Genomic DNA, 21794 nt, shown 5'->3' on the forward strand with positions numbered 1-21794 from the left:
CGTTGTTGCAAAACGTCGAACGGCAAGCCCATCAAGGATGTCATGGCCCATTCTGGGAAGCACTCCCAATCGGGCGCCGCGGCCCTTCCGGGCGTCGGCGTCATGGGCATGTTGCGCTTCGCCCGCTTCACAGGCGGACAGTTCTGGATCGGGGACTATGGCGATCCAGGGAAGGAAGCCGACTTCCGCAATTTCCTGTCCTATTCGCCCTATCACACGATCCGCTCGGGCACGCCCTATCCGGCGATCCTGGTCACGACGGCTGATACCGACGACCGCGCCGTGCCGGTCCACAGCTTCAAATATGTCGCGGCGCTCCAAGCCGCAAAGCTCGGCGATAAGCCGCGGATCCTGCGGGTCGACAAGCGGACCCGCCATGGCGCCGGGAAGCCCACCGGCAAGGCGATCGACGAGATCGCCGACCCTTGGGCGTTCGCCGCGCATTGGACCGGCCTCCACTCTACGACGGCGGTGACCGCTTGGCGGAGCAACCCCTCATCGTCAGCGCGGCAGTGCTGGGCTAGGAGATCCACGATCATCCGCGGGTGGAGCGACGGTTAGCCCCGGCATACAGAAGATTGAGCGCAGTCATGCTATCGCGCCCCCATCGGCGGTGAGGATGGCGCCCGTAATCAGGCTCGCGGCAGGACTTGCAAGAAAGACCACAAGGTTCGCGATTTCGCGTGGCTCGCCGAAACGCCCCAGCGACGTGAGGCCCCGCTGGAAGTCAGCGGCCGCACCGTCCGCCGGATTTGCGTCGGTATCCACCGATCCGGGCTGCACTAGGTTTACGGTAATGCCGTTCGGACCAAGTTCGCGCGACAGCCCGCGGGTGAAAGAGGTGAGTGCTGCCTTGGACATCGCATAAGCCGTTACGCCCGGGAAGGGAACCCGCTCGCCGAGACCCGATCCGATAGAGATGATGCGCCCGCCAGCGGAAAGATGCGGAATGACAGCCTTCGCGAACAGCACCGGCGCTCGCACGTTGACGTCCATCAATGTTTGATACTCAGCCACATCAAGGTCGGCGATCGTTCCGGAGTGGCCAATTGCCGCGCTGTTGACGAGGATATCGAGACCGCCAAGCGCCGTGATGGCATCGCTGGCTGCGCGCGTGATCGCCTCAGGATCGGCACTGTCGGCTTGAATAGCAACCACGCGACGCCCCGTACTCTCGATGGATTTGGCCACCGTGTCAGCTTTTTCAGCCGAGCGCTGGTACGTAATCGCCACGTCAGCGCCGTTCTCGGCCAATGCCAATGCGATCGCGGCACCGATGCCCCGCGACCCTCCGGTTACCAATGCACGTTTCCCGTTCAGATTAATCATTTGTTCTTCCTTTTCTAGGTAGTCGACCCAAGCCCAAGTGGTTTGCACAAGATGCGACAGGCGCTCGACCGCCTGTCTCGCCAACTTAATGTTCTCCAGTAACGACTCTTAGTATCGAGAAGTGCTGAACTGTGTTGCAAAGTGCGGAACGTCGGGCGAAGCCGTAGCGTCAAGCCCGCAGCGCACGGAGCAGACCTTCCAGATTTCGTTCGCCTTCCCTGGTCTGAGCTCCCGCGTTGAGCCCACCCCGGATGAGCCTCTCGGCCGCAGGACGTGCGAACAGCCCGGCCCAGGCGTCGTGTTCGCGACTGAAGCCTTCCCGCAAGTCTGCGGGTGGAATCGCCTGCTTGGCGGCGGCGATGACGCCTTCGGGCAACGCCGCAATGTTCCGCGCCAACTGGTCGACGAAGCCATCAAGCTCCGAGGCCGGCACTGCCCGGTTGATCCATCCGTAGCGCTCCGCTGTCGCCGCGTCGATGAGATCGGCGCCAAGGATTATTTCAAGAGCCCGGCCTCGCGTCATCCGGCCGGAAAGATATTGCGTGGCGCCGCCGCCCGGCGTGATGCCCATCAACGCCTCGCATTGGGCAAGTCCCGCCCGGCCTTCGGCGGCAAATGCCATGTCGGCAGCAGCGACGAACTCGGCACCGCCGCCGCGTGCCAGGCCAGCAAGTTTGACGATCGTCACCTGCGGCTGCTCGCGCAGAAGTTCGCCGAACGCCTGGAACGGGTTGAGGCCTTCCGGAGCCTCGCGGGCAATCCCGTCGAAGGCATGCGGGTCATCGATCAATGTCATGTCGACATGGGCAATGAAGAACTCCGGATCCGCGCTCTGGAAAACCAGCACGCGGATGTCCGGATCATTGCGAACTGAAAGGAGAAAACGGCGAATCTCGTCCATCAACGGAACATCGAGAACGTTTACCGGCGGATTGTCGATCGTGGTCGTGGCTATACCGTCTGCCCGGGAAATCCGCAGCCGGCTGAAATCTTTGTCTGTCATACGTAGCATCTCTGTTCTTCGGGAAACTCTGGCGCTGATCTTCCGCGCCATTGACTTTAAAGTATTCATTGCATACCTAGCGTCAATTACGCACCTGAAGCATCCCAGGGATGCGGGAGGATACCAATGGATGAACCAGCACGTGAAAATGATCCGGTCTACCGTGCAGACTGCCCGAGCCGCGTAATCCTCGACCAGATCGCCGACAAATGGTCGATGATGGTGCTTGCGGTGCTCAGCGAGCCCCGTCGCTTCAATGCGATCAAGCGCCGCCTAGATGGCGTCACACAACGCGTGCTGACGCAGACGCTGCGCAAGCTTGAGCGCAACGGCATGGTGACGCGCAGGGTTCTGGACGGGCGCGTGCTGGGCGTCGAATATGCGCTGACGCCGCTCGGCCGGTCGCTGCAGGGGCCGTTCTCGATCCTGTTCGACTGGACTGTTGAGAACATCACTGTGATTCAGGACTGCCAGCGCAGCTACGATGCGCGCGAAGATCAGGCAGCGGCCTGAACGGTGGGCGGTGCGAACAGGAAGTTCACCCATGTAGTCTCGAATGCAGTCACTCCTCACTTTAACAACATTCGGACGACCCACGTCGAAGGCAGTACGGATGTGGCGATTTCTCTCAGCACTTACCTCGGATGAGATTTCCGCTCAGATCTTTCAGAACTTGATAATTTATAGTGCAACCATTCCGCCACCAATCAGCGATGCAAAGACCTCGACGGCTTCCCTCTGGTGCAAAGTCTGACGCACTACAGCCGACGAAAGCGCTTCTCCCGCGCCAACGAAGCCAATGCAACGCTTCTCTAGATCCCCCGCCGATAGAGTGTCGAAGGGCTTAAGGACTGCAGCGAACATCTGGACTGAGTTGTCGAGCAATTCCTGAAATACGACGGCTTTTTCCTCGCTCCCGGTTAAAGCTGCGCCGACGGCTTGAAATTCATCCGTCATGTCAGCAGCGCAGCGGATGTAAGCTTCCGCCAGCAAACGAATGGTTTCCTCCAAGCTCCGCCCACCGGCTGCCATCGCGGTTCGAAACGCCCTCACCCGCTCGTCATCAATCCACCGGTAAAGCTCGATGAGCAGACCTGAACGGGTGCCAAAATGTTCGTACACCACCGGTTTCGAGATTCCGGCACAGGAGGCAAGATTGCCCAGCGTCAGACGGTCTGCGCCTTCATCGCGGACGATCAACAACGCAGTATCGAGTAGTTGCCGTCGTCTCTCTCCTTTCGAAAGCCTACGTGATGAGGTCTGTATGCCAACGTGATTGGGAGTGCCTGTCACTGTCGAGTCCTTGCAAAGCCTACTTTTAGTAGGTATAACCTACCATTTGTAGGGTACCCCAAGTGAGGACATATGACAATGATTTCCCATCCTATTCTCCTGATGGGTGGCACCGGCGCGATCGGGCGCCTGACTGCCCGCGCGCTTCGCTCCGTCTATCCCGATGTTCCTTTATTGATCGGTGGACGCGATTTGCTCAAAAGCCGCAACGCCGCTAGCGAGATCGGGCAAGCAGAAGGCGTGTTGATCGACTCGCATGCTGACAATCTCGGTCTCGGTGATCGCCAGGTAAGTGCCGTCGCGATTTTTTACACTGACGAACGATTGGCCAGCCTGCGCTTCGCTCAAAGCCGCAGGGTACCCCATCTGGGCATTTCTTCAGGCGTCTATGAAATTGCTCCCGAAGTTGCGACCTATATGCACGCGCCAGACGCGGCGGCAGTCGTCCTCGGCTATGAATGGCTGGTCGGTGCCACAACCGTCGCCACGTTCACATGCGCCAAACCATTTGCCCGACTTCACGAGATCACGATCGGTGCCCTTGTCGATGAGCAGGATGGTGGCGGTCCGGCCGTCGCCGAAGATTTTGAGCGATTGAACCGGATGATGCCGGCCGCCCTCACCCGTCGTGACGGCAGCTATATCTGGCGTAGTGAAGATGATGCCAAGGCCGAGTTCTGTGCAATCGATGGTACCAAAATGGCTGGGATAGGCTTTTCGTCTATCGATGTTGTCGGCCTGGCGGCAGCGACCGGGGCGCCGAATGTACAGTTCAACATAGCGACCGGCGTGAGTACGTCCCGTCGTCGCGGCGAACCCAAGTCGACGGAGATCATCATCGAGCTGGCTGGCGAGGATCACGACGGACAGCCGCTTCGCAACCGCCATGCAGTGTTTCACCCGGGCGGCGCTGCGCCCTTGACTGCACTGGGCGTCAGCATGATCCTTGAACGACTGATCGGGCTGGACGGTAATAGGCCGACCCCGGTAGGGCTGTATTTTCCTTTTCAGGTCCTCGATCACGCCAGCTATCTGTCCCGGTTGCACGCGGAAGGTGGCAGCATCGTCCCTCTGGACGCCAAGTGAGTAATTGGCGGACCGGTAAGAGATAGTGCGTAGACGCCGGCTCAAGTCAGGTCCGAGACATAGAGATTGAACAGCGCCGATCTGATACAATCAGATCGCTCGAGGCAGAGTGATCTCCAGCAATTGCTCTGCGTTATGAAATCCGCAAAGGGCCCAGCCTCATCCGGAGCCTAATTTTCACGATCTGTCGAAAAGTCTTCAAAACACTCGACTAGCATCTCGGTGAGCACCCGTATCTTGCGTGCGGGATGCTGCCCTGGCGGCCGGACGACATAGATGCCCAATTTGGGGGGCGGATAGCGCGTCATCACCGGGACCAGCGCGCCGGAAGCCAGATGCTCCCCAATCAATTCTTCAGGGACACCGGCCAGACCAATTCCGGCAAGTGCTGCAGCTACAAGAGCTACAGCATTGTCGGCTTTGAAGCGCCCCTGCGGTTTCAGCGTGATGATCTTGTCCCCATCCATCGCCAGCCAGGTTTCAGTACCCTGCATGACGACCTCGTGCGTAACGAATTCCTCCGGCGTCTCGGGCGATCCGTGTTTTTTGATGTAGTCCGGTGTCGCGACGTACTTGGCGGTGGTCCATCCGACTCGCCTTGCGAGCATGTTGGAGTCGGCAAGATGGCCGACACGTATCGCACAGTCGAACCCTTCTGCGATAAGGTCGACGAACCGATCCGTGTAGCTGGCTTGAACCTGCAACTCCGGATGGCGCTGCGCTAGAGATGCGAGCACAGGGGCGAAGTGCGTCGGACCGAATGTAAGCGGAGCTGCTATTCTTAGTCGACCGCGAAGGTCGCCGGCGGGCAATATCGTCTCCTTGGCAATGTCGATCTCGGCGCAGACTTTTGCGGCGTGTTCCCGGAAGGTGATCCCGGCCTCTGTGAGGGCGGCGCCGCGTGTCGTGCGGGCGAGCAACTGCACGCCCAAATCCTTTTCAAGCCGAATGAGGCGCCGGCTGACCATCGACTTGGAGATACCGAGCCGCCGCGCGGCTGGAGAAACCCCGCCAGTATCGGCCACTTCCACGAAGGTCCGCAGGTCTTCGATGTCCAAATCAACGTTCCTGTATTCACGACAGATGAGTGCTCGAATCGCTCCGATCGTATCACAAATAGAAAGAACAGGGCCGGCATTGGCGTTCCACGTTTCGCGACACAGCTTCACGGGATCGGGCGCTACCGCATCACAAATGAAAATGACACTGTCCATCAAGGCGCCCTCGGAGGCAGTGCGCGCCTGCCGACTTCCCCACGCCTCAACAACAGCAAAGGATGCTTCCATGACCTTTCGTAACGGCCTTGATTCGCTTCTCCGCCCCGAAGATTCCGTTCTCGTTCTGATCGATCACCAGCCCTATCAGCTCGCAAATCTCAACAGCCACGACCCGCAAGCTGTGGTCAACAGCACGACCGCGCTGGCGAAGCTGGCAAAAGCCTTCGATGTCCCGACCATTCTGACCAGCGTGATCGCGGGGCGCGGCGGACTTCTCTTCAAGCAGATCACCGACGTATTTCCGGACCAGGAAGTCATCGATCGCACCTGGGTGAACACCTGGCAGGACGAGAATGTGGTGAACGTCGTCAAGGCGACTGGCCGCAAGCAGCTGATCATCGCCGGCCTGTGGACGGAGGTCTGCGTCGCAATGCCTGTCATCCAGGCCGCCGGCGAAGGCTGGGACGTGACCGTGATCACCGACGCGTCGGGCGGGATTTCAAAGGAGTCTCACGAAGTTGCCGTCCAGCGCATGATTGCGGCCGGTGCGAACCCGATGACCGTGATGGCGCTCGCTGGCGAATGGCAACGCGATTGGGCGCGCACCGGGCATGTCGAGCAGCTGACCGAGATACTCATCCAGCACTTCGCCGGCAGCGGCATCGCCTACCTCTGGGAGCAGCAGCTTCTCAATACACCGGTGTCGGGCAAAACCGCCTGATCCGAACCGGCTATCGGGAAGGGGAAGGGCGTGCAACCGCAAGCGCCCTCTCCGTCGCATTCATCAACGCCGGTCGGCAGCGAGGCGGAGTTTACATCGATGCTGGAGGCCATTGTGAAACGGCATTGGCCGCCGCAAAGGCCACGACTATCCCACCGATATTGGATGCCGAAGGGGTTGAGCAGCGACCTCCCCTCGCGGCCACCCCCATCAACCAAAGAGTTTCGAAGGAGCCTTCATGGAAATTGGTGTCGACAGTTTTGCCGCGATCCTTTCTGATCCGACGACAGGAAAGCTCCCTTCGGCGGCCGACCGCATGGCCGATCTTCTTGAGGAAGTGGAGGTCGCCGACAGGGTCGGGCTCGACGTATTCGGCATCGGCGAGCATCATCGCGCCGAATTCCTCGATTCCGCACCGGCGATCATACTTGCCGCAGCAGCGGCGCGCACCCGCCAGATTCGATTGACCAGCGCGGTAACGGTATTGAGCGCCGCCGATCCTGTAAGACTCTTCCAGGAGTTCGCGACCCTCGACCTGATTTCCAGAGGGCGCACCGAGCTCGTCGTCGGCCGTGGTTCGTTCGGCGAGGCCTTTCCACTCTTCGGCCTGGACACACGGGCATATGACGAACTCTTCGCCGAGAAGCTCGACCTGTTCCTGAAGCTTGGCGAGACATGCAATCCCGTATGGGAGGGCCAATTCCGCCCCGCGTTGGACGGTCAGGGGGTCTTTCCGAGGCCCCACCAATCGCGACTGCCTCTATGGATCGGCGTCGGCGGCACGCCGCAGTCCTTCGCGCGTGCCGGCGCGCTCGGCCTTCCGCTGATGGTGGCGATCATTGGTGGAACATTTGAACGGTTTCGCCCGCTCGTCGATCTCTATCGCGAGGCCGGCATACGCGCGGGGCACAGTCCCGAGAAGCTTAAGGTGGGCATTCATGCGATGGGCTTCGTCGGCGAGACCGACGCGGCAGCAAGGGATGCCTTCTTCCCGGGCTGGGCACATCTGACGACCAAGGTCGGACGCGAGCGTGGCTGGCCGCCCCCGACACGTCAGCAGTTCGAAGACATGGCGGGGCCCCAAGGCGCCTTCCTGATCGGCGCCCCGGCGACGGTTGTCGAGAAGACGATTAAGGCCCGCCAGGCGCTGGGCGGTCTATCGCGCATCACCTTTCAGATGAGCACCGCCTCTCTGGAAACGGTGGCAATGAAACGCTCGATCGAGCTTCTCGGCACCGAGGTCGCGCCAATTGTGAGGGCTGCGGGAAAGATCTGATCGAGAAACGAAATCGAAGCGGGGTGACCATATGGATATCGAGGATCTGCGGACATTTGTCGAAGTTGCCGATGCCTGCGGCGTTTCTCCCGCGGCCCGTCGGCTCGGGATATCGAAGTCAATGGTCAGTCGCCGCCTTATCCGGCTCGAGGGAGCCTTGGGTATCCAGCTTCTTGCACGAACGACCCGTGGTGCCGCGCTGACGGAGGCCGGGGTTGCATTTCGGGAACATGCGGCAAAGGTTTGCGCCGAAATCGATGCGGCGAAAGACGAGATATTGCCGGCCGGTGACCTTCGCGGGCGCTTGCGGGTCGCCGTGCCACTGACATCGGGGCCGATGCATTTTGCGCCCGTGCTTTCTCGGATGGCATGGCTTCATCCAAAGCTGCAAATACAGGCCGACTACAGTGATCGCTTCGTAGATTTGATCGCAGAGGGATTTGACTGTGCGATCCGGGTCGGCGCACTGCGTGATTCGAACCTGATCGCGAGGCGAGTTGGTCAGATCTATGGGCAGCTGGTCGCAAGTCCAGACTATATCAAGATGCATGGCTCACCGGAAACACCGGATGAGATCAGCTCTCACCAAGCTTTGGTGGGGGCTGAAACGTGGCGGTTCGTGGATGGAGACAAAATCGTCACCGTGCAGCCACAAGGACGATTCAAAACCGAGAACGGCATGGCACTTGCCAATGCAGCTGCGGCCGGGCTTGGCCTTGCATGGCTTCCCGACTGTGTCACCCAACATTATCTTGCCTCCGGCGCGCTCGTACCGGTCATGACCGGATATCCGCTGCCGGTCGGCAATGTCCACGTTGTGCGCCCACCAAGTCCGCATCCGGCGCAAAAGGTGCGCATCCTTTCCGAGTTGCTGATCGAATCGTTCGAGCGAAATGCGCCTGTTTGGAGTTCAGGGACATGACGGCCTTCACTCGCGCACTTCTCATGTTTCGAATTGGTTTGTCGCGACAGACTACGACTTACAGTCTGCAACTGAACGGCGGGCTTAGGCCACGACGCCGAGGAGACGCTTCGCATGGCACGGGCGAAATCTGATGCGGAACTGGATGCGCTGCACCTCATCCGTCTGGAATGACCCAATGAAGCGACAAGAACATCCGCGTGCCGATGATCGACCATGAAAGGCTTCAACGACGATCGCTCACCATCGGGGAGATGGTGGCAACCCGGTCTTCCCATCCGAAAACCTAAGGAAAGCAAAGAAACCATGACGACGATTAAAACGCAGGACGGCACCCGGATCTTCTACAAGGACTGGGGTTCGAAAGACGCGCAGCCCATCATGTTCCATCACGGCTGGCCGCTCAGCGCGGACGACTGGGACAATCAGATGCTGTTCTTCCTCGGCAAGGGCTACCGCGTCATCGCGCATGACCGGCGCGGTCATGGTCGCTCCGACCAGACCGATACAGGAAACGAGATGGACACATACGCGTCCGACGTCGCGGAGCTCGCCCGGGAGCTCGATCTGAAGGACGCGGTTCACGTCGGGCACTCGACCGGCGGCGGCGAGGTGATCCGTTATGTTGCTCGCAGCGAGCCTGGTCGTGTGTCGAAGGCCGTTCTGATCGGCGCGGTGCCGCCGATCATGCTGGCGACGCCGCGTTATCCCGGTGGTCTGCCGATGCAGGTATTCGATGGATTTCGCGAGGCGCTCTTGCTCAACCGGGCGCAGTTCTTCCTCGATGTCCCGACCGGCCCCTTCTACGGCTTCAACCGCGACGGTGCCGAAGTAAGCGAGGGACTGATCCGCAACTGGTGGCGGCAGGGCATGATGGGCGGCGCAAAGGCCCACTACGACTGCATCTCAGCCTTCTCGGAGACGGATTTCTCCGCGGACCTGAAGGCCGTTTCGCAGCCGGTTCTGCTGATGCACGGCGAAGACGATCAGGTGGTCCCGATCGATGCTTCAGCCCGCAAGGCGATCGACCTGCTTCCGAACGGCCGGCTGAAGACCTATCCCGGCTTGTCGCATGGGCTGTTCGCCACGCATCCCGAGCTGATCAATGCCGATCTGCTGGCGTTCATCGAAGGCCGTGAGGCATGAGCGAGGGGGCAAACACCCTACCGGGCGCCGCTTCCCAATATCAATCACGGGCGACGGCTACTCATCCACCGCCCCGTCGCCCTTCGATCATGAAAAACGCAGAGCAGGAAAGGCACATCGATGGCTGAAGTAAGCCTGGGGCAAACGATTGGACCTGCAGTTGTCCTGATGGGAGCGGCTGTTGTCGCTGTGCCGTTGTTCCGCCGGTTGGGGCTGGGATCGGTACTCGGCTACTTCGCCGCCGGAGTTCTTGTCGGGCCATCGGTTCTTGGCCTGTTCACAGACGCCCAGTCCATCCTCCATTTTTCCGAGCTTGGAGTAGTCATGTTCCTGTTCGTGATAGGACTGGAACTGCGCCCGAACAAGTTATGGGCGATGCGAACACAGATTTTCGGGCTGGGCCTCGCCCAGGTTTTCGCAGCCACAGCCATCCTTACGCTGACAGGCGCGTTGCTCCTTGGCCTTTCCGCGACCGTCGCTTTCATCGCAGGAGCGGGCTTTGTCTTATCCTCAACTGCCGTCATCATGTCGGTACTGCAGGATCGGGGGGAGATTTCGAGCGCAGAGGGACAGAAGTCAGTCGCTATCCTGTTGTTTGAGGATCTGATGATCGTGCCGCTGCTGGTGGTGGTCGCTTTTCTCTCACCGCTCTCGCATGGAGAGGCAGAATGGACTGACGCCTTCGTGGCCGTTGCGGCGCTGCTCGTGCTTCTCGGCGTATCGCGCTGGGGTCTTAATCCGTTCTTCGCATTGCTGGCCCGCACACACACCCGCGAAGTGCTGACTGCAGGCGCGCTGCTCGTCGTGCTCGGCGCAGCATTGCTGATGGATGCGGCCGGATTGTCGATGGCGATGGGCGCGTTCCTCGCCGGAGTGATGCTCTCGAGTTCGAGCTACCGGCACCAGATCGAAAGTGATATCGAACCGTTTCGCGGCTTGCTGATGGGACTGTTCTTTCTTGCGGTCGGCATGTCGCTGAACCTTTCGATCGTCTCGGACGAATGGCCGCTCCTGCTGGCGCTGCTGGGCGCGTTCACGGTCGCGAAAGGCGCCGTGGTCTATGCGGTCGCGCGTCTGTTCGGCGGCTCCAACCACCAGGCCCTGCATCGCACATCTATGTTCCTCCAGGGTGGCGAATTTGCCTTCGTCCTTTATGCGGCAGCTACCTCAGGCGGTGTGATCGACACTCGGGAGAACGCATTGTTTGCCACTGTCGTGATCCTGTCTATGGTGCTGACCCCGCTGCTCACGATAGCGACCGACCTTCTGCTTCGTACGGAGGAGTCGATGGATGGCGTCGATCACGCTCGTGATCTCAAGGGGCGGGTCCTTGTCATCGGGTTCGGACGCTTCGGTCAGATCGCGTCACAGATACCTCTATCGCAGGGCGTCGAGCTTTCTGTCATCGACAAGGACCCTGACCGCATCCGCGATGCCGGGCGATATGGGTTCAAGGTCTTCTTCGGCGACGGAACCCGGCTCGACACGCTGCGACACTCTGGTGCGGGGGAAGCCGACGCAATCATGATCTGTGTAGACGACCCGAAGGCCGCGATGAAGATCGTGGAACTCGCGCAGCACGAGTTTACGCAGGCGAAGCTTCTTGTCCGCAGCTACGATCGTGGAAACGCGATAGATCTGATCCGCGCCGGCGTCGATTACCAGATTCGTGAAACGGTCGAATCCGCTTACCTGCTGGGAGCCGAAGGTTTGCGGGCGTTGGGCTACGGAGAAGCCGATATTGAAGAAGCCACCATCGACATTCGTCGGCGCGATGCCGAGCGCCTGTCTGAGCAAGTTCACGGAGACATCATGTCGGGCAGCAACCGACTGCTCCTTCAACCCGTGCGAAAGCCGCTCTGATGATCCGGCTTTCTGCAAACGCACATATCGCTGTGACCGTCTCTGCTGTGAATTTTTCCGGAACGAGCGTGCTGATGCTCAATGAACAAAATGATCCATCGGAACACAAAGCGTCAGCAGTGGCTGACGCCTTGAAAGTAAATGGTGCGTCCGTGGAGTTGCGTAAGCTTCCAGTCGGCCACGGACCGATGGACGAAGACATCAGCGAGACGGATGGATGGACTGGGAGAAAATTCCGATGAAAGACGGTCAAAAATCCATTGTTTCACAAGGAGTTCGCGTAGACGAACGCATAATCCCCGTCCCAGCCTCAATCAGCGCCGAAGCGCAGGCGATGTTGCATGCCGCCGTACGCGAGGGAGCGCCGCTCAACGCGCTCATTCCAACACCGTCACCGCAAGATCATGAGGCATGGCGGCAGATGCAGATCGCTGCCGACAGATATTATGCCGAAACTCTTCTGGAAACTGTGAAGGAAACGAAAGGAAATCTTGAAACGCTACATCTCGACACAACCACCGTTCATGTAGCGACACCGGAAAATATTAGACTTGGGGATTGTGTCCTTATCGATCTGCATGGCGGCGCGCTTGTTTTTGGCGGCGGCGATTCCTGTCGGGAAAGTGCGCGAGTACAAGCAGAGCGGCACGGCATGATCTGTTACGGTATCGACTACCGCATGCCGCCAGATCACCCCTATCCCGCCGCCCTCGACGACTGCATCATGACCTACAGGCACCTGATTCAGCGGTATGGCGCAAACCGTGTCGTGTTTAGCGGTCGCTCGGCCGGTGGTAACTTGACGATGGCTACTATTCTGAGGGCACGGGACGAGGCCCTGCCTTTTCCGGCCGGTGCTGTGCTACTTTCCCCGGAAGTGGACCTCACTGAATCGGGTGACAGCTTTCAGACCAACCGGACGATCGACGTCATCCTGCCGAATTCGCTGATGTCGAATAACCTGCTCTATGCAAACGGAGCGGATTTGTCTCATCCCTACTTGTCTCCACTTTTCGGGGAAATATCGGCCGATTTTCCGCCGACTTTCCTGCAAAGTGGAACCCGCGATCTGTTGCTTTCCAATGCGGTGAGACTTCATCGCAAGCTGAGACGTGCGGGAGTTCCGGCAGAGCTGCATGTTTTTGAGGCAATGCCGCATGGCGGATTTGGAGGCGCCCCGGAGGATCAGGAGCTCACGGAGGAAGTTGTTCGTTTTGTCACCTGCTGCCTGGCGAAGACGGTTCGCTAGGTCAATGCCTTTTCCGATAGCACCTCATGCACGAAAGAGTTCAGTCAATAGGGCGACTGCGGCGAAGTCGTCACCCCAGCTCTGCGCCGAAGGTCCCGAATGCATGTCAAACCTGGGCACGACAGGGAAAATGAGGCGTATCGGTATTGGGGCATTACAGCTCGGCGGCAGGAGGTTCCACTTCACTGATTCAGGCGCGCCTTCCCGCGTTACGGGAGCGCCATCATGAGGATACTTCTCATTGAAGACGAGGCCGAGTTCGCCAAAGCCTTGCGTAGCGCGCTCGAACGCGACCGTTTCGTGGTTGATTGGGTAGCGAGCCTGTCGCTCGCCAGTGAAGCATCGCGGTCGCGAGTGCACGAACTCGTTCTGCTTGATCGCACGCTGCCCGATGGCGACGGCCTGAGCCTCATTCCGCAACTGCGGGTCGACACTCCGGGCGTCCCGATCATCGTGTTAAGCGCCCGCGGCGAACTGACCGACCGCGTGGCCGGGCTCGACGATGGCGCCGACGACTATCTGGTCAAGCCTTTCGATCTGGAGGAAATGCTTGCCCGTATTCGCGCAGTTCAGCGCCGTCCGAACGACCTTGCGCCAGACGAGATCGTCATCGGCGACCTCGCGTTCGACATGGCTTATGGCGAAGCCAGGGTGCGCGGCGCGCGTCTGGATTTGCAGCGACGGGAAGTGATGGTGCTCACCACACTGTTGCGCCGGCGCGGGCGCATCGTCGTACGCGAGTCCCTTGAGGAAGCGGTCTACGGCTTCGACGACATGATCCAGTCGAATACACTCGATTCCCATATCTCACGGCTGCGTCGGAAACTCAGCGGTGCGGGCGCCGGCGTCGAAATCCATACTGTCAGAGGAGTGGGCTATCTGCTCAGGGAAAAGGATTGAAGCGCCGCCAGTCATCATTGAAGGCACGCCTTGTTACCGGATATGTCGTCCTTCAATTTCTGGCGATCGCTGCTGCCGCCGTCGGTTTCATCGTCTTTTTCGTCAATTCCTCGCTCGACGGGATGTATGTCGAGGAGGTCATCGTAAAAGTCGCCGCAGATTCGATCGTTCGTGATGCGACCGGAACCGCAGTCGTGGAAGTGACGCCGGAGCTGGCGAAACTTCGAAACGAAGCGCCGGACATCTGGTTCGCGGCCCGGCTTGGCGACGGCAATACGGTTACCTTTGGCCGGGTGCCAGCGGCGTTCGCCCCCCTTGTTGACCACCTCGACAAACTGGCTTCTGCGGACATGCGCGGGCAGTTCGCGCCATTCACCCTTTCCGCCATCGTGCGACAGGCATCCGGTCCCTTAGGTGACATGAAGATCATCGCGCACGGTCGGGTCAAACCTTTTACAGCGCTGATCACGTTGGCGTCGAATATCGTCGCCATCACCATTTTCCTGACCCTGGCGCTCGTCTCCATCGTCGCGACGCCGATGATCGTCGAGCGCGCCCTGGCCGGCGTCATCAAGACCGCGGAGGAAGCGCAGGGGATCGACGCAGAACGTCGCGGTCTTCGCCTTTCCGAAGACAAGGTGCCGCGTGAAGTCGGCCCGTTGGTTAGCGCCTTCAATGAAGCTCTCGGTCGCCTTGATGAAGGCTATGATCGCCAGCACCGCTTCATCGCATCGGCAGCCCATGAGTTGAGGACGCCGATCGCAATATTGCGGATGAAGATCGACACAGCGAAAGACAAAGGCATACGTTCGCTTTTGCCGGATGTGTCTCGACTTGCGAACCTCTCAGAGCAACTGCTCGATCTTCATAGATTGGACAATGGCACGCCGAGCGATCGGATCGACCTCGTCGTCCTCGCGCGCAGCGTCGCTGCCGATCTGGCGCCGATGCTGATCGCGTCGGGTAAGACAATTGAAGTTGTTGTTGTGCAACCCGGTTCGATCATGGGCAACGCCGGTTCGATCGAACGTGTGCTCACCAATCTCATACAAAACGCGGTCGAGCACGGCGGCGACAAGGTCATTGTGCGGATCGGCGGACCCGTGTTGGAGGTCGAGGATAACGGTCCTGGCATTCCGGGGGAGGAACATGAGCGTGTATTCGAGCCCTTTCATCGGCTGCGACCGCGCTCATCCGGTACCGGCCTGGGTCTCGATCTGGTGAAGCAAGTCATGGACCATCACTGTGGCCGCGTCACCATAGCAACGGCGTCCAGCGGGGGAACAATTATGCGGGTGAAATTTCCCGCGGTTCGAGACTGACCGCTCAGCCAATGTTGAGGCAATGTTTCCATGCGTAGCTAACCCGGACGAAGCGATAATTCCGGCTGATGGTTGTTACATGCGTCCACACCCACGGTTCGCATTTGCTATGCGCTGCGCCCCGACAGGCACGCTCTGCCATAGGTGAGGTTAATGATGATTGCAGATGATCGATGGGAAGGACCCGGCTGGCCGGAAATACTCATTGGACTCGTAACATACGTGCTTCTTCTTCTTTCTTTCGGCATGCTGATGGGATTTCTGCCGGGAAACGACCCTGTTCTCATGGGAATTATCGGCTCGACGGCAGGGGGAGTCGTCGGCCTCGGCGCTTTCGCCGCAGCATATAGTGCCCGAATACGGAATCTACGCCCGTTCGGCTTCAAACCAGTTTCGCCTCGCTGGCTGATGTTCGCGGCAGGAACGGGCATCGTCGCCTATGGCCTTAACCTGATCATACAGTTCACATATCTGGCCTGGGTCGGAACCGGTGATCCTCAGGGCATCCTGCATGCGGCCGCGCGTGGTGGCCCGCTTCCGTTTCTCTTGTCCTTGCTGGGCGGCGCCATCTTCACACCCTTCGGCGAGGAAATCCTGTTCAGAGGTGTCGTTGCGAACGCACTCAACCGCTACGGCGCGTTTGCGGGCGTCGTTCTGAGCGCAATCATATTCGGACTCGCGCATGGCGTCAGCGTGATCCTGCCCGTTGCGATCATGGTCGGTCTTCTGGCCGCCGCCCTTTTCCGGGCAACAGGATCGGTCTGGCCCTGCGTCATCTTGCACTGCGTCTATAACGGGATGAACAGCATCGCGTCGGCGTTCGGCTTCGCACCGATGCAGTAATAGCGCGCCGCGACGGCTGAGAACTGCAACCGGGCTGCTCAGTGAACCCTTTTCGAACTCGGACAATGTTGCCGCAATGTTGGCCTGCTTTTTGAGGCCATGGGCCGTGATGACGGGCTTGCGGGGCACCGCTCCGCCTGCTCGTGTCGCCGAAGAAACGTCCAACGCTCATTTCTCAAGGAGATCAACAGAATGCTGCAACGTCCTTCCGTCGAACATCGTCGGTCTACGATAACCATATTCTCCATAGCCCTGCTCGGCCTCGCTGCAACAGGGTGTGTATCAGCCGAAGAACGGCAGTACAGGGACGCGAATACCTGCCAGAGCTTTGGGGCACCCTACGGGTCCCGCGCTTATACGAACTGCATGCTGGAACAACAGGCGCGGCGCGACAACGCGCAACGGGAGTCACTCGAGCGGACCCGCTTGACGCAAGAAATCGCAAGAAACGCTCAGGATATGGCCGATCGCGCGCGCTGGGACCGCTGCAAGCGCGATTCCGACCGCCGCGAGTGCCGTCGCTAGGACCAAACCTCGGCAGTGTCAGCGATGCGCCATCATCGCGTGCCGAGACTCAATAACCGCGCTCGCTGCCAATACCTGCTGACGAATGCATAGTGCAGCGTTCCGGTTTCAGCGACACAGCTCTTCATAAAAAAGGGCTACAGAAACTCGCGCAGAAACAATAAAAATCATGCCACCACGGCAGCAAAGGATCTGACGATGACTGCTTGTAACGGCTCTGGTCTGCCGTACTCGTCGACATCGGTCAGTCTTATCTGTCCGCAGATGTCCACTAAACGAGAGCCGGACCGCCTCCGACGCCAGGCTTCGTCCGCGCTTCGGATTCTCCGTCCGGGAATTCACAAAAACAGATATGAGTAGGAAGTGATCATGCTCAAGCTTGCTGCAACGGTTGCTATTGCGACCGCCCTTCTGTCCGGTGCCGCTATCGCTCAACCGGTCAAGCCCACTATCGTCCTCGTTCATGGTGCGTTTGCTGACTCGTCGAGCTGGAATGGCGTCATCATCAACCTCCAAAAGGACGGCTATAAGACGGCCGCTGTCGCCAATCCGTTGCGGAGTGTCTCAAATGATGCACGTCTCGTCTCCGACGTCGTCGGAAGCATCGAGGGCCCAGTGGTGCTCGTTGGTCATTCTTACGGAGGCCAGATTATCTCTAACGCTGCGAATGGGCACGACAACGTCAAGTCACTCGTCTATGTGGCTGCCTTCGCACCGGATTCTGGCGAATCTGCATCCGATCTGGCGGGCAAGTTCCCCGGCGGCACGCTTGGGGAGGCGCTTGCAGCCCCCGTTAAGCTCACTGACGGCGGCGTTGATCTCTATATCGACCAGACCAAGTTCCGCGACCAGTTCGCGCACGACGTTCCGCCAGAGGCCTCGGCACTAATGGCTGTCGGCCAGCGGCCAATCACTGAAGCGGCCCTGACGGACAAGTCCGGCGAACCGGCCTGGAAAACGCTGCCGTCCTACTTCGTCTATGGCGACAGCGACAAAAACATCCCGGCCAAGGCACTTGACTTCATGGCAGAGCGTGCAGGCTCCAAGCGGACGGTCGTGGTCGAGGGGGCATCGCATGTCGTGATGGTCTCGCATCCGAAGGTTGTGACAGATCTGATCGAAGAGGCTGCGAAATAATCCTGCTTTCGGCCGATATCCGACCACCGTTGCGCGTGTTTCCACCCGCGGCACGATACGCAACCAGGTCCAAAATCTGATCGAATACTGAATCGGGGAGTGTCACATTGAAAGCTGTTACAGTTTCGAAGACAGGTGCAGAAACTCACCTCGTCCTTGCCGAACATACAGAACCTGGGGCCGCGCCGGACGAGGCAATCGTCGCGGTTCGCGCGTTCTCGCTGAACAACGGCGAAGTTCGCGGTGCACTCTATGAAGGTACCGATGGCGATCGACCCGGATGGGATTTGTCCGGCGTGGTACAGACGGCCCCGGAAGGATCGGGTTTCCACCCGGGTGATCGCGTGGTGGGCCTGGTATGGACTGGTGGCTGGGCGGAACGTGTCGCCGTGCCGACGAGCCGACTTGCCAAAATTCCCGACGACGTAAGCTTTGAAGCGGCCTCGACCCTCCCTGTCGCAGGTCTGACCGCAGCCGTAGCGCTGCAGAAGAAGGCGATCGGTCCAGGAAGCCGTGTTCTCGTCACGGCGGCCACGGGTGGTGTCGGCATTTATGCGATCCAGCTCGCAGCGGCTGCAGGCGCCCACGTGACGGCCTTCGCGCGAGATGGTTCGACCGCGGAATTCCTGCGCAGCCTTGGCGCGAACGATATCGCGGTCGGCGTTGAGGCCGGCGAGAAGGGTGGGCCGTACGACCTGATTCTGGAGGGTGTCGGAGGCTCGCTTCTGGGCGAGGCGCTGATGTGGCTGGCATCGCGCGGTGTCTGCGTTCTTTTCGGGGATGCTTCGGAAGATACACTCACGACCTTTGACGCCCGTCGCTTCCGTCTTCAATCCGGCGGAGCATATGGCGGTACGGTTCTCTACGGCTTCTTCCTCCTCGAGGAGCTGACCCGGCCGGAGCGCGCGGCCGATGGGTCGGCCATTCTTGCCGATCTTGCGCGGCGGCTGTCCGATGGAAGTCTCCGTCCGGTCATCGGAAAGACTGCACCTTGGGCCGACATCGATGCGACAGCCCGCGAACTTCTGAAAAGAAAGTTCGCGGGAAAGGCCGTCCTTACAGTGGGCGGATGAGGAAAAGTCTCGGGACTTAATTGCTCTCCGGTATGCGTGCGATCACCTTGATCTCGAAATCGAACCCGGCCAGCCAGTTTACTCCGACGGCAGTCCAGTTGGGATAAGGCGGCTTGGTGAAAATCCTCTGCCTGACTTCCATGATCGTTGCGAACTGGCTCTCCGGGTCCGTGTGGAACGTCGTGACATCCACGAGATCGTCGAACGTGCAGCCTGCGGCATCGAGTGCAGCCTTCAGGTTGTCGAAGGCCAGTTGAACCTGGCGTTCGAAATCAGGTTCGGGTGTTCCATCGCCACGGCTGCCGACTTGCCCCGAAACGAAAAGAAGATCGCCTGATTGGATCGCTGCCGAGTAGCGATGTTCTTCGTAAAGAGCATGCCTATTCACAGGAAAGATGGCTTGGGGTTTTGTCACTTCTCGTTCTCTCTTAATTGTTGTCGATGGGTATGTTAGCCAATCTGGTATCACATTCGATCACTTCAGCTGTTCGGGCAGCGGGATGAACTCGGCCTCGTCGCCGGGCGGTAGACGAAAGCGACCATGCTCCCAGTCACCCTTGCGCCAGGCCTCTTTCGCGGCATCGATCTTCTCCTGCGACGAGGCGACGAAGTTCCACGAAATATAGCGCGGTCCATTCATTGTCTCGCCGCCGAGCACCATAAGGCGCGCGCCTGCCTCACCTGCTGTCAGGCTGATCCGATCGCCGGGACGGAACACCATCATCTGGCCAGCAGCAAACGGAGTTCCGGCGACCAGGATGCTGCCCTCGACGACATAGACGCCGCGATCTTCGTGATCGTCGGGCAGCGGCAGCTTTGCGTCGGCGGACAGAATGACATCGGCATAGAAGGTCTCAGTGAAGGTCTTGACCGGGGCCCGCGCGCCCCAGGCCGAGCCGATGATCAGCCGGACCTGCTTGCCTTCATCCTCGATGAACGGCAGCGCCTCGCGACCGTGATGTTCGAAACTGGCCGCAGTGTCTTCTGCGTGATTTGGCAGCGCGACCCAGGTCTGGATTCCAAAAGCGGTGCGGGGACGGCTGCGCATCTCCTCGCTGGTGCGTTCGGAATGAGTGACGCCATTACCGGCGATCATCCAGTTCACCTCACCGGGGTAGACCATTTGGTCGGCGCCGGTGCTGTCGCGATGGTGAAATGCGCCCTCATAAAGATAGGTCACGGTCGCCAGCCCGATATGCGGATGCGGACGTACGTCGATGCCACCGCCAGTCAGGAACTCCGCCGGTCCCACCTGATCGAAGAAGATGAAGGGGCCAACCATCTGCCGTTTCGGGGCGGGTAATGCACGGCGCACTTCGAACCCACCGAGATCGCGGGTGCGCGGAATAATGAGGGTCTCGATTGCGTCGAGGCTGCCAGTTTCGGGGCATTCAGGGTTCTGCGTGGGGTTCCAGCTCATGTCAAGTTCCTTCGCTCAAACTGGTCATAGAGGCCGCCGCAGGTGGCGGACGATTGGCGGTTGGTCACCGATATTGAAGGCATCCAGCAGTCCCCGATCCAGCGCGCGTGTGTTTGTGACAGGTGCGTGCCCGTACTGGTGCTCGATCCAGCGATCGACGACAAAGCCTCCCAGGACCCGGCCAGGATCGGCCACGTCATCCCAGACGTCCCAGCGGATTGCAGCGTCGCGCTGATTGGAAGCGCCACAGGCCGGCGGCGAAGTCGGTGACCACATCTTTTGGCAGGCATCAACCCAAGCTGGCAGCGCTGGTGATCGATCAGAATGACCACCGGGTCCTCGGAGCGAAGAAGCGAGCTAAAGCCACTATGAAAGGTCATGAAAACATCTTTTGTTGCCGATGAGGTTAGTTTGATTGGTAGGCACAAACCGCCTACGACAGTGCTTGAAAGGACACTGCCATTTATATTTATGGTGCGGTAGCGCCCGTTCAGGCGAAACTGTGTCGCGCTTAGGGGAACGGCAAGTTCCGCAAGTCGATCTTGGGAGCATTCGACGTACACCCTCGATTTTGGCGGAGTTACTTTCTCGCCTCGATTGTTCATCGATTAGGCGTGAAAATGCCGTCGGCGGTTCGGCGATCCTTACAAAGACGGCAATGGGGTGGAAACCAGTAAGGCTTCTTTTGGGAAGGGGAGCACCGAAAGCTTCCATCGGCGAGAGTCGTTTTCCCCCGAGAAGCGATGGAGTTCTGGTATCGGCCCTATCGAGCGTCTTCTTGGCAGTCGCGGCTATTTTGCCTTCGCCGCACCATAACGCAGGCCATCCAGCAGCAGCATGAGCATTCGTTCGGTGTGCGCCGGCCCGTCCTCCCCCGAGGCCACGGCAAGGTTTCCGATCGCGCGCAGCAGATCGTAGGGCGCAACGTCAGCTCGGACTTCTCCCGCACCGGCAGCAGCATTCAGCAGCATCGACAGAGCCGGTTCAAATCGGCTTCGGAAATAGTCCGGCAAGGTGGCGAATGCCGGATCGCCGGAATGGAGCGCGGCGGCCAACCCCTGCTTGGTGGCCAAGAAGCGCGTGTAGCCCTTCAGCCAAGCTGCCAGCGCATCGGCTGGCCCGCGCTCAGCGGCAAGCGGCGCTGCCGCATCGGCGCAGGCATCAACCTCGCGGCGGAACACCGCGGCCACCAGGTCGGCACGCGTCGGGAAACGGCGGTAGAGCGTACCCAGCCCAACGCCCGCTTGCGTCGCGATCTCCCGGATGGGCGCATCCACCCCCGAACGGGCGAACACGATCTTGGCGGCTTCCAAAACTGCTTCCTCGTTCCTGCGAGCATCGGCACGCATTCGCGGTGCGGGTGCTTCGGCATCGCCAAGAGCCGGTGACGCGGCCTCGACTGCATTCCGGAATTTGGTCGACAACATTTTCCGCGATCCTTCTTGCTATACGGATCAATGATCCGTATT

At 59.7% G+C, this 21794-nt stretch carries 24 protein-coding genes; 16 read left to right on the forward strand and 8 right to left on the reverse strand.

Translation table 11 applies throughout. The annotated features are described in order from the left end of the window. Positions 1–42: 42 nt before the first annotated feature. The gene (locus CU103_RS09635) at positions 43–561 is read left to right on the forward strand and encodes a prolyl oligopeptidase family serine peptidase (RefSeq protein WP_106663677.1); all 519 of its coding nucleotides are present in this window, start codon (positions 43–45) and stop codon (positions 559–561) included. Between the two features lie 27 nt (positions 562–588). Here CU103_RS09635 and CU103_RS09640 read toward each other — a convergent pair whose 3' ends face one another. Together CU103_RS09640 and CU103_RS09645 are read right to left on the reverse strand one after the other, a co-directional pair. Beyond that, entirely contained in the window at positions 589–1329 is a 741-nt protein-coding gene (locus tag CU103_RS09640; protein WP_106663933.1) for an SDR family NAD(P)-dependent oxidoreductase, read from the reverse strand. Positions 1330–1498: 169 nt separating this feature from the next. Next, complete coding sequence (locus CU103_RS09645; RefSeq protein ID WP_106663934.1) at positions 1499–2332, reverse strand: enoyl-CoA hydratase/isomerase family protein; 834 nt, start codon at positions 2330–2332, stop codon at positions 1499–1501. A 126-nt stretch (positions 2333–2458) separates the two neighbouring features. Here CU103_RS09645 and CU103_RS09650 point away from each other — a divergent pair, with 126 nt between their 5' ends. Further along, positions 2459–2845: a winged helix-turn-helix transcriptional regulator gene (locus CU103_RS09650; RefSeq protein WP_106663678.1), complete on the forward strand. Its 387-nt coding sequence runs from the start codon at positions 2459–2461 to the stop codon at positions 2843–2845. A gap of 168 nt (positions 2846–3013) precedes the next feature. On the opposite strand, the gene CU103_RS09655 is transcribed toward CU103_RS09650, so the two are convergent. Next, positions 3014–3625: a TetR/AcrR family transcriptional regulator gene (locus tag CU103_RS09655; RefSeq protein ID WP_210203736.1), complete on the reverse strand. Its 612-nt coding sequence runs from the start codon at positions 3623–3625 to the stop codon at positions 3014–3016. A 78-nt stretch (positions 3626–3703) separates the two neighbouring features. Between CU103_RS09655 and CU103_RS09660 the strand changes: the two genes are divergently transcribed. Next, complete coding sequence (locus CU103_RS09660; protein WP_106663935.1) at positions 3704–4711, forward strand: saccharopine dehydrogenase; 1008 nt, start codon at positions 3704–3706, stop codon at positions 4709–4711. Positions 4712–4881: 170 nt separating this feature from the next. Here CU103_RS09660 and CU103_RS09665 read toward each other — a convergent pair whose 3' ends face one another. Then, a complete protein-coding gene (locus tag CU103_RS09665; RefSeq protein ID WP_106663936.1) occupies positions 4882–5769 on the reverse strand; it encodes a LysR family transcriptional regulator in 888 nt (295 codons plus the stop codon). Between the two features lie 226 nt (positions 5770–5995). Here CU103_RS09665 and CU103_RS09670 point away from each other — a divergent pair, with 226 nt between their 5' ends. The 13 genes from CU103_RS09670 (at position 5996) to CU103_RS09730 (ending at position 18905) form a co-directional block, all read left to right on the forward strand. Next, positions 5996–6649, forward strand: coding sequence for a hydrolase (locus CU103_RS09670; RefSeq protein WP_106663680.1), 654 nt, complete (start codon positions 5996–5998; stop codon positions 6647–6649). Positions 6650–6887: 238 nt separating this feature from the next. Then, complete coding sequence (locus tag CU103_RS09675; RefSeq protein WP_106663681.1) at positions 6888–7925, forward strand: Atu2307/SP_0267 family LLM class monooxygenase; 1038 nt, start codon at positions 6888–6890, stop codon at positions 7923–7925. Between the two features lie 31 nt (positions 7926–7956). Further along, positions 7957–8847 carry a LysR family transcriptional regulator gene (locus tag CU103_RS09680; protein WP_106663682.1) on the forward strand — a complete coding sequence of 297 codons (891 nt, stop codon included), beginning with the start codon at positions 7957–7959 and terminating at the stop codon, positions 8845–8847. Positions 8848–9153: 306 nt separating this feature from the next. Further along, positions 9154–9993, forward strand: coding sequence for an alpha/beta fold hydrolase (locus tag CU103_RS09685; RefSeq protein WP_106663683.1), 840 nt, complete (start codon positions 9154–9156; stop codon positions 9991–9993). Between the two features lie 120 nt (positions 9994–10113). Continuing rightward, a complete protein-coding gene (locus tag CU103_RS09690) occupies positions 10114–11856 on the forward strand; it encodes a monovalent cation:proton antiporter-2 (CPA2) family protein (protein WP_106663684.1) in 1743 nt (580 codons plus the stop codon). Further along, a complete protein-coding gene (locus CU103_RS09695) occupies positions 11856–12098 on the forward strand; it encodes an alpha/beta hydrolase (protein ID WP_106663685.1) in 243 nt (80 codons plus the stop codon). Before CU103_RS09690 ends, CU103_RS09695 begins: the two co-directional genes overlap by 1 nt. After that, positions 12095–13105 carry an alpha/beta hydrolase gene (locus tag CU103_RS09700; RefSeq protein ID WP_106663686.1) on the forward strand — a complete coding sequence of 337 codons (1011 nt, stop codon included), beginning with the start codon at positions 12095–12097 and terminating at the stop codon, positions 13103–13105. The genes CU103_RS09695 and CU103_RS09700 overlap by 4 nt, the downstream gene beginning before the upstream one ends. 225 nt (positions 13106–13330) lie before the next feature. Then, the gene (locus tag CU103_RS09705; RefSeq protein ID WP_106663687.1) at positions 13331–14005 is read left to right on the forward strand and encodes a response regulator; all 675 of its coding nucleotides are present in this window, start codon (positions 13331–13333) and stop codon (positions 14003–14005) included. Then, entirely contained in the window at positions 14002–15327 is a 1326-nt protein-coding gene (locus CU103_RS09710) for a sensor histidine kinase (RefSeq protein WP_245448689.1), read from the forward strand. Before CU103_RS09705 ends, CU103_RS09710 begins: the two co-directional genes overlap by 4 nt. A 153-nt stretch (positions 15328–15480) precedes the next feature. Beyond that, positions 15481–16170 carry a CPBP family intramembrane glutamic endopeptidase gene (locus CU103_RS09715; RefSeq protein ID WP_245448691.1) on the forward strand — a complete coding sequence of 230 codons (690 nt, stop codon included), beginning with the start codon at positions 15481–15483 and terminating at the stop codon, positions 16168–16170. Positions 16171–16362: 192 nt separating this feature from the next. Then, positions 16363–16695: a hypothetical protein gene (locus CU103_RS09720; RefSeq protein ID WP_106663689.1), complete on the forward strand. Its 333-nt coding sequence runs from the start codon at positions 16363–16365 to the stop codon at positions 16693–16695. A 369-nt stretch (positions 16696–17064) separates the two neighbouring features. Then, positions 17065–17832, forward strand: a complete 768-nt coding sequence (locus CU103_RS09725) for an alpha/beta fold hydrolase (RefSeq protein WP_106663690.1) — start codon at positions 17065–17067, stop codon at positions 17830–17832. Between the two features lie 107 nt (positions 17833–17939). After that, positions 17940–18905, forward strand: coding sequence for a zinc-binding dehydrogenase (locus CU103_RS09730; protein WP_106663691.1), 966 nt, complete (start codon positions 17940–17942; stop codon positions 18903–18905). 16 nt (positions 18906–18921) lie between these two features. Here the strand turns inward: CU103_RS09730 and CU103_RS09735 are convergent, their stop codons facing one another. The 4 genes from CU103_RS09735 to CU103_RS09750 all read right to left on the reverse strand — a co-directional run bounded on the left by CU103_RS09735 (position 18922) and on the right by CU103_RS09750 (position 21674). After that, positions 18922–19320, reverse strand: coding sequence for a RidA family protein (locus CU103_RS09735; RefSeq protein ID WP_106663692.1), 399 nt, complete (start codon positions 19318–19320; stop codon positions 18922–18924). Positions 19321–19380: 60 nt separating this feature from the next. Beyond that, positions 19381–20325: a pirin family protein gene (locus tag CU103_RS09740; RefSeq protein ID WP_106663693.1), complete on the reverse strand. Its 945-nt coding sequence runs from the start codon at positions 20323–20325 to the stop codon at positions 19381–19383. 24 nt (positions 20326–20349) lie between these two features. Then, positions 20350–20601, reverse strand: a complete 252-nt coding sequence (locus CU103_RS09745) for an MFS transporter (protein ID WP_106663694.1) — start codon at positions 20599–20601, stop codon at positions 20350–20352. 515 nt (positions 20602–21116) lie between these two features. Next, on the reverse strand, positions 21117–21674 hold the full coding sequence (locus CU103_RS09750) for a TetR/AcrR family transcriptional regulator (protein WP_245448713.1): 558 nt from the start codon (positions 21672–21674) through the stop codon (positions 21117–21119). Positions 21675–21794 lie beyond the last annotated feature (120 nt).

This window comes from Phyllobacterium sophorae, assembly GCF_003010965.1.
Taxonomy (GTDB): Bacteria; Pseudomonadota; Alphaproteobacteria; order Rhizobiales; family Rhizobiaceae; genus Phyllobacterium; species Phyllobacterium sophorae.

What these genes read in the sequence shown, in the direction of transcription:
- CU103_RS09635 (WP_106663677.1), top strand. Translation starts at nt 43, where the DNA reads ATGGCCCATTCTGGGAAGCACTCCCAATCGGGCGCCGCGGCCCTTCCG.
- CU103_RS09640 (WP_106663933.1), bottom strand. Translation starts at nt 1,329, where the DNA reads ATGATTAATCTGAACGGGAAACGTGCATTGGTAACCGGAGGGTCGCGG.
- CU103_RS09645 (WP_106663934.1), bottom strand. Translation starts at nt 2,332, where the DNA reads ATGACAGACAAAGATTTCAGCCGGCTGCGGATTTCCCGGGCAGACGGT.
- CU103_RS09650 (WP_106663678.1), top strand. Translation starts at nt 2,459, where the DNA reads ATGGATGAACCAGCACGTGAAAATGATCCGGTCTACCGTGCAGACTGC.
- CU103_RS09660 (WP_106663935.1), top strand. Translation starts at nt 3,704, where the DNA reads ATGATTTCCCATCCTATTCTCCTGATGGGTGGCACCGGCGCGATCGGG.
- CU103_RS09670 (WP_106663680.1), top strand. Translation starts at nt 5,996, where the DNA reads ATGACCTTTCGTAACGGCCTTGATTCGCTTCTCCGCCCCGAAGATTCC.
- CU103_RS09675 (WP_106663681.1), top strand. Translation starts at nt 6,888, where the DNA reads ATGGAAATTGGTGTCGACAGTTTTGCCGCGATCCTTTCTGATCCGACG.
- CU103_RS09680 (WP_106663682.1), top strand. Translation starts at nt 7,957, where the DNA reads ATGGATATCGAGGATCTGCGGACATTTGTCGAAGTTGCCGATGCCTGC.
- CU103_RS09685 (WP_106663683.1), top strand. Translation starts at nt 9,154, where the DNA reads ATGACGACGATTAAAACGCAGGACGGCACCCGGATCTTCTACAAGGAC.
- CU103_RS09690 (WP_106663684.1), top strand. Translation starts at nt 10,114, where the DNA reads ATGGCTGAAGTAAGCCTGGGGCAAACGATTGGACCTGCAGTTGTCCTG.
- CU103_RS09695 (WP_106663685.1), top strand. Translation starts at nt 11,856, where the DNA reads ATGATCCGGCTTTCTGCAAACGCACATATCGCTGTGACCGTCTCTGCT.
- CU103_RS09700 (WP_106663686.1), top strand. Translation starts at nt 12,095, where the DNA reads ATGAAAGACGGTCAAAAATCCATTGTTTCACAAGGAGTTCGCGTAGAC.
- CU103_RS09705 (WP_106663687.1), top strand. Translation starts at nt 13,331, where the DNA reads ATGAGGATACTTCTCATTGAAGACGAGGCCGAGTTCGCCAAAGCCTTG.
- CU103_RS09715 (WP_245448691.1), top strand. Translation starts at nt 15,481, where the DNA reads ATGATGATTGCAGATGATCGATGGGAAGGACCCGGCTGGCCGGAAATA.
- CU103_RS09720 (WP_106663689.1), top strand. Translation starts at nt 16,363, where the DNA reads ATGCTGCAACGTCCTTCCGTCGAACATCGTCGGTCTACGATAACCATA.
- CU103_RS09725 (WP_106663690.1), top strand. Translation starts at nt 17,065, where the DNA reads ATGCTCAAGCTTGCTGCAACGGTTGCTATTGCGACCGCCCTTCTGTCC.
- CU103_RS09740 (WP_106663693.1), bottom strand. Translation starts at nt 20,325, where the DNA reads ATGAGCTGGAACCCCACGCAGAACCCTGAATGCCCCGAAACTGGCAGC.
- CU103_RS09745 (WP_106663694.1), bottom strand. Translation starts at nt 20,601, where the DNA reads ATGTGGTCACCGACTTCGCCGCCGGCCTGTGGCGCTTCCAATCAGCGC.
- CU103_RS09750 (WP_245448713.1), bottom strand. Translation starts at nt 21,674, where the DNA reads ATGCGTGCCGATGCTCGCAGGAACGAGGAAGCAGTTTTGGAAGCCGCC.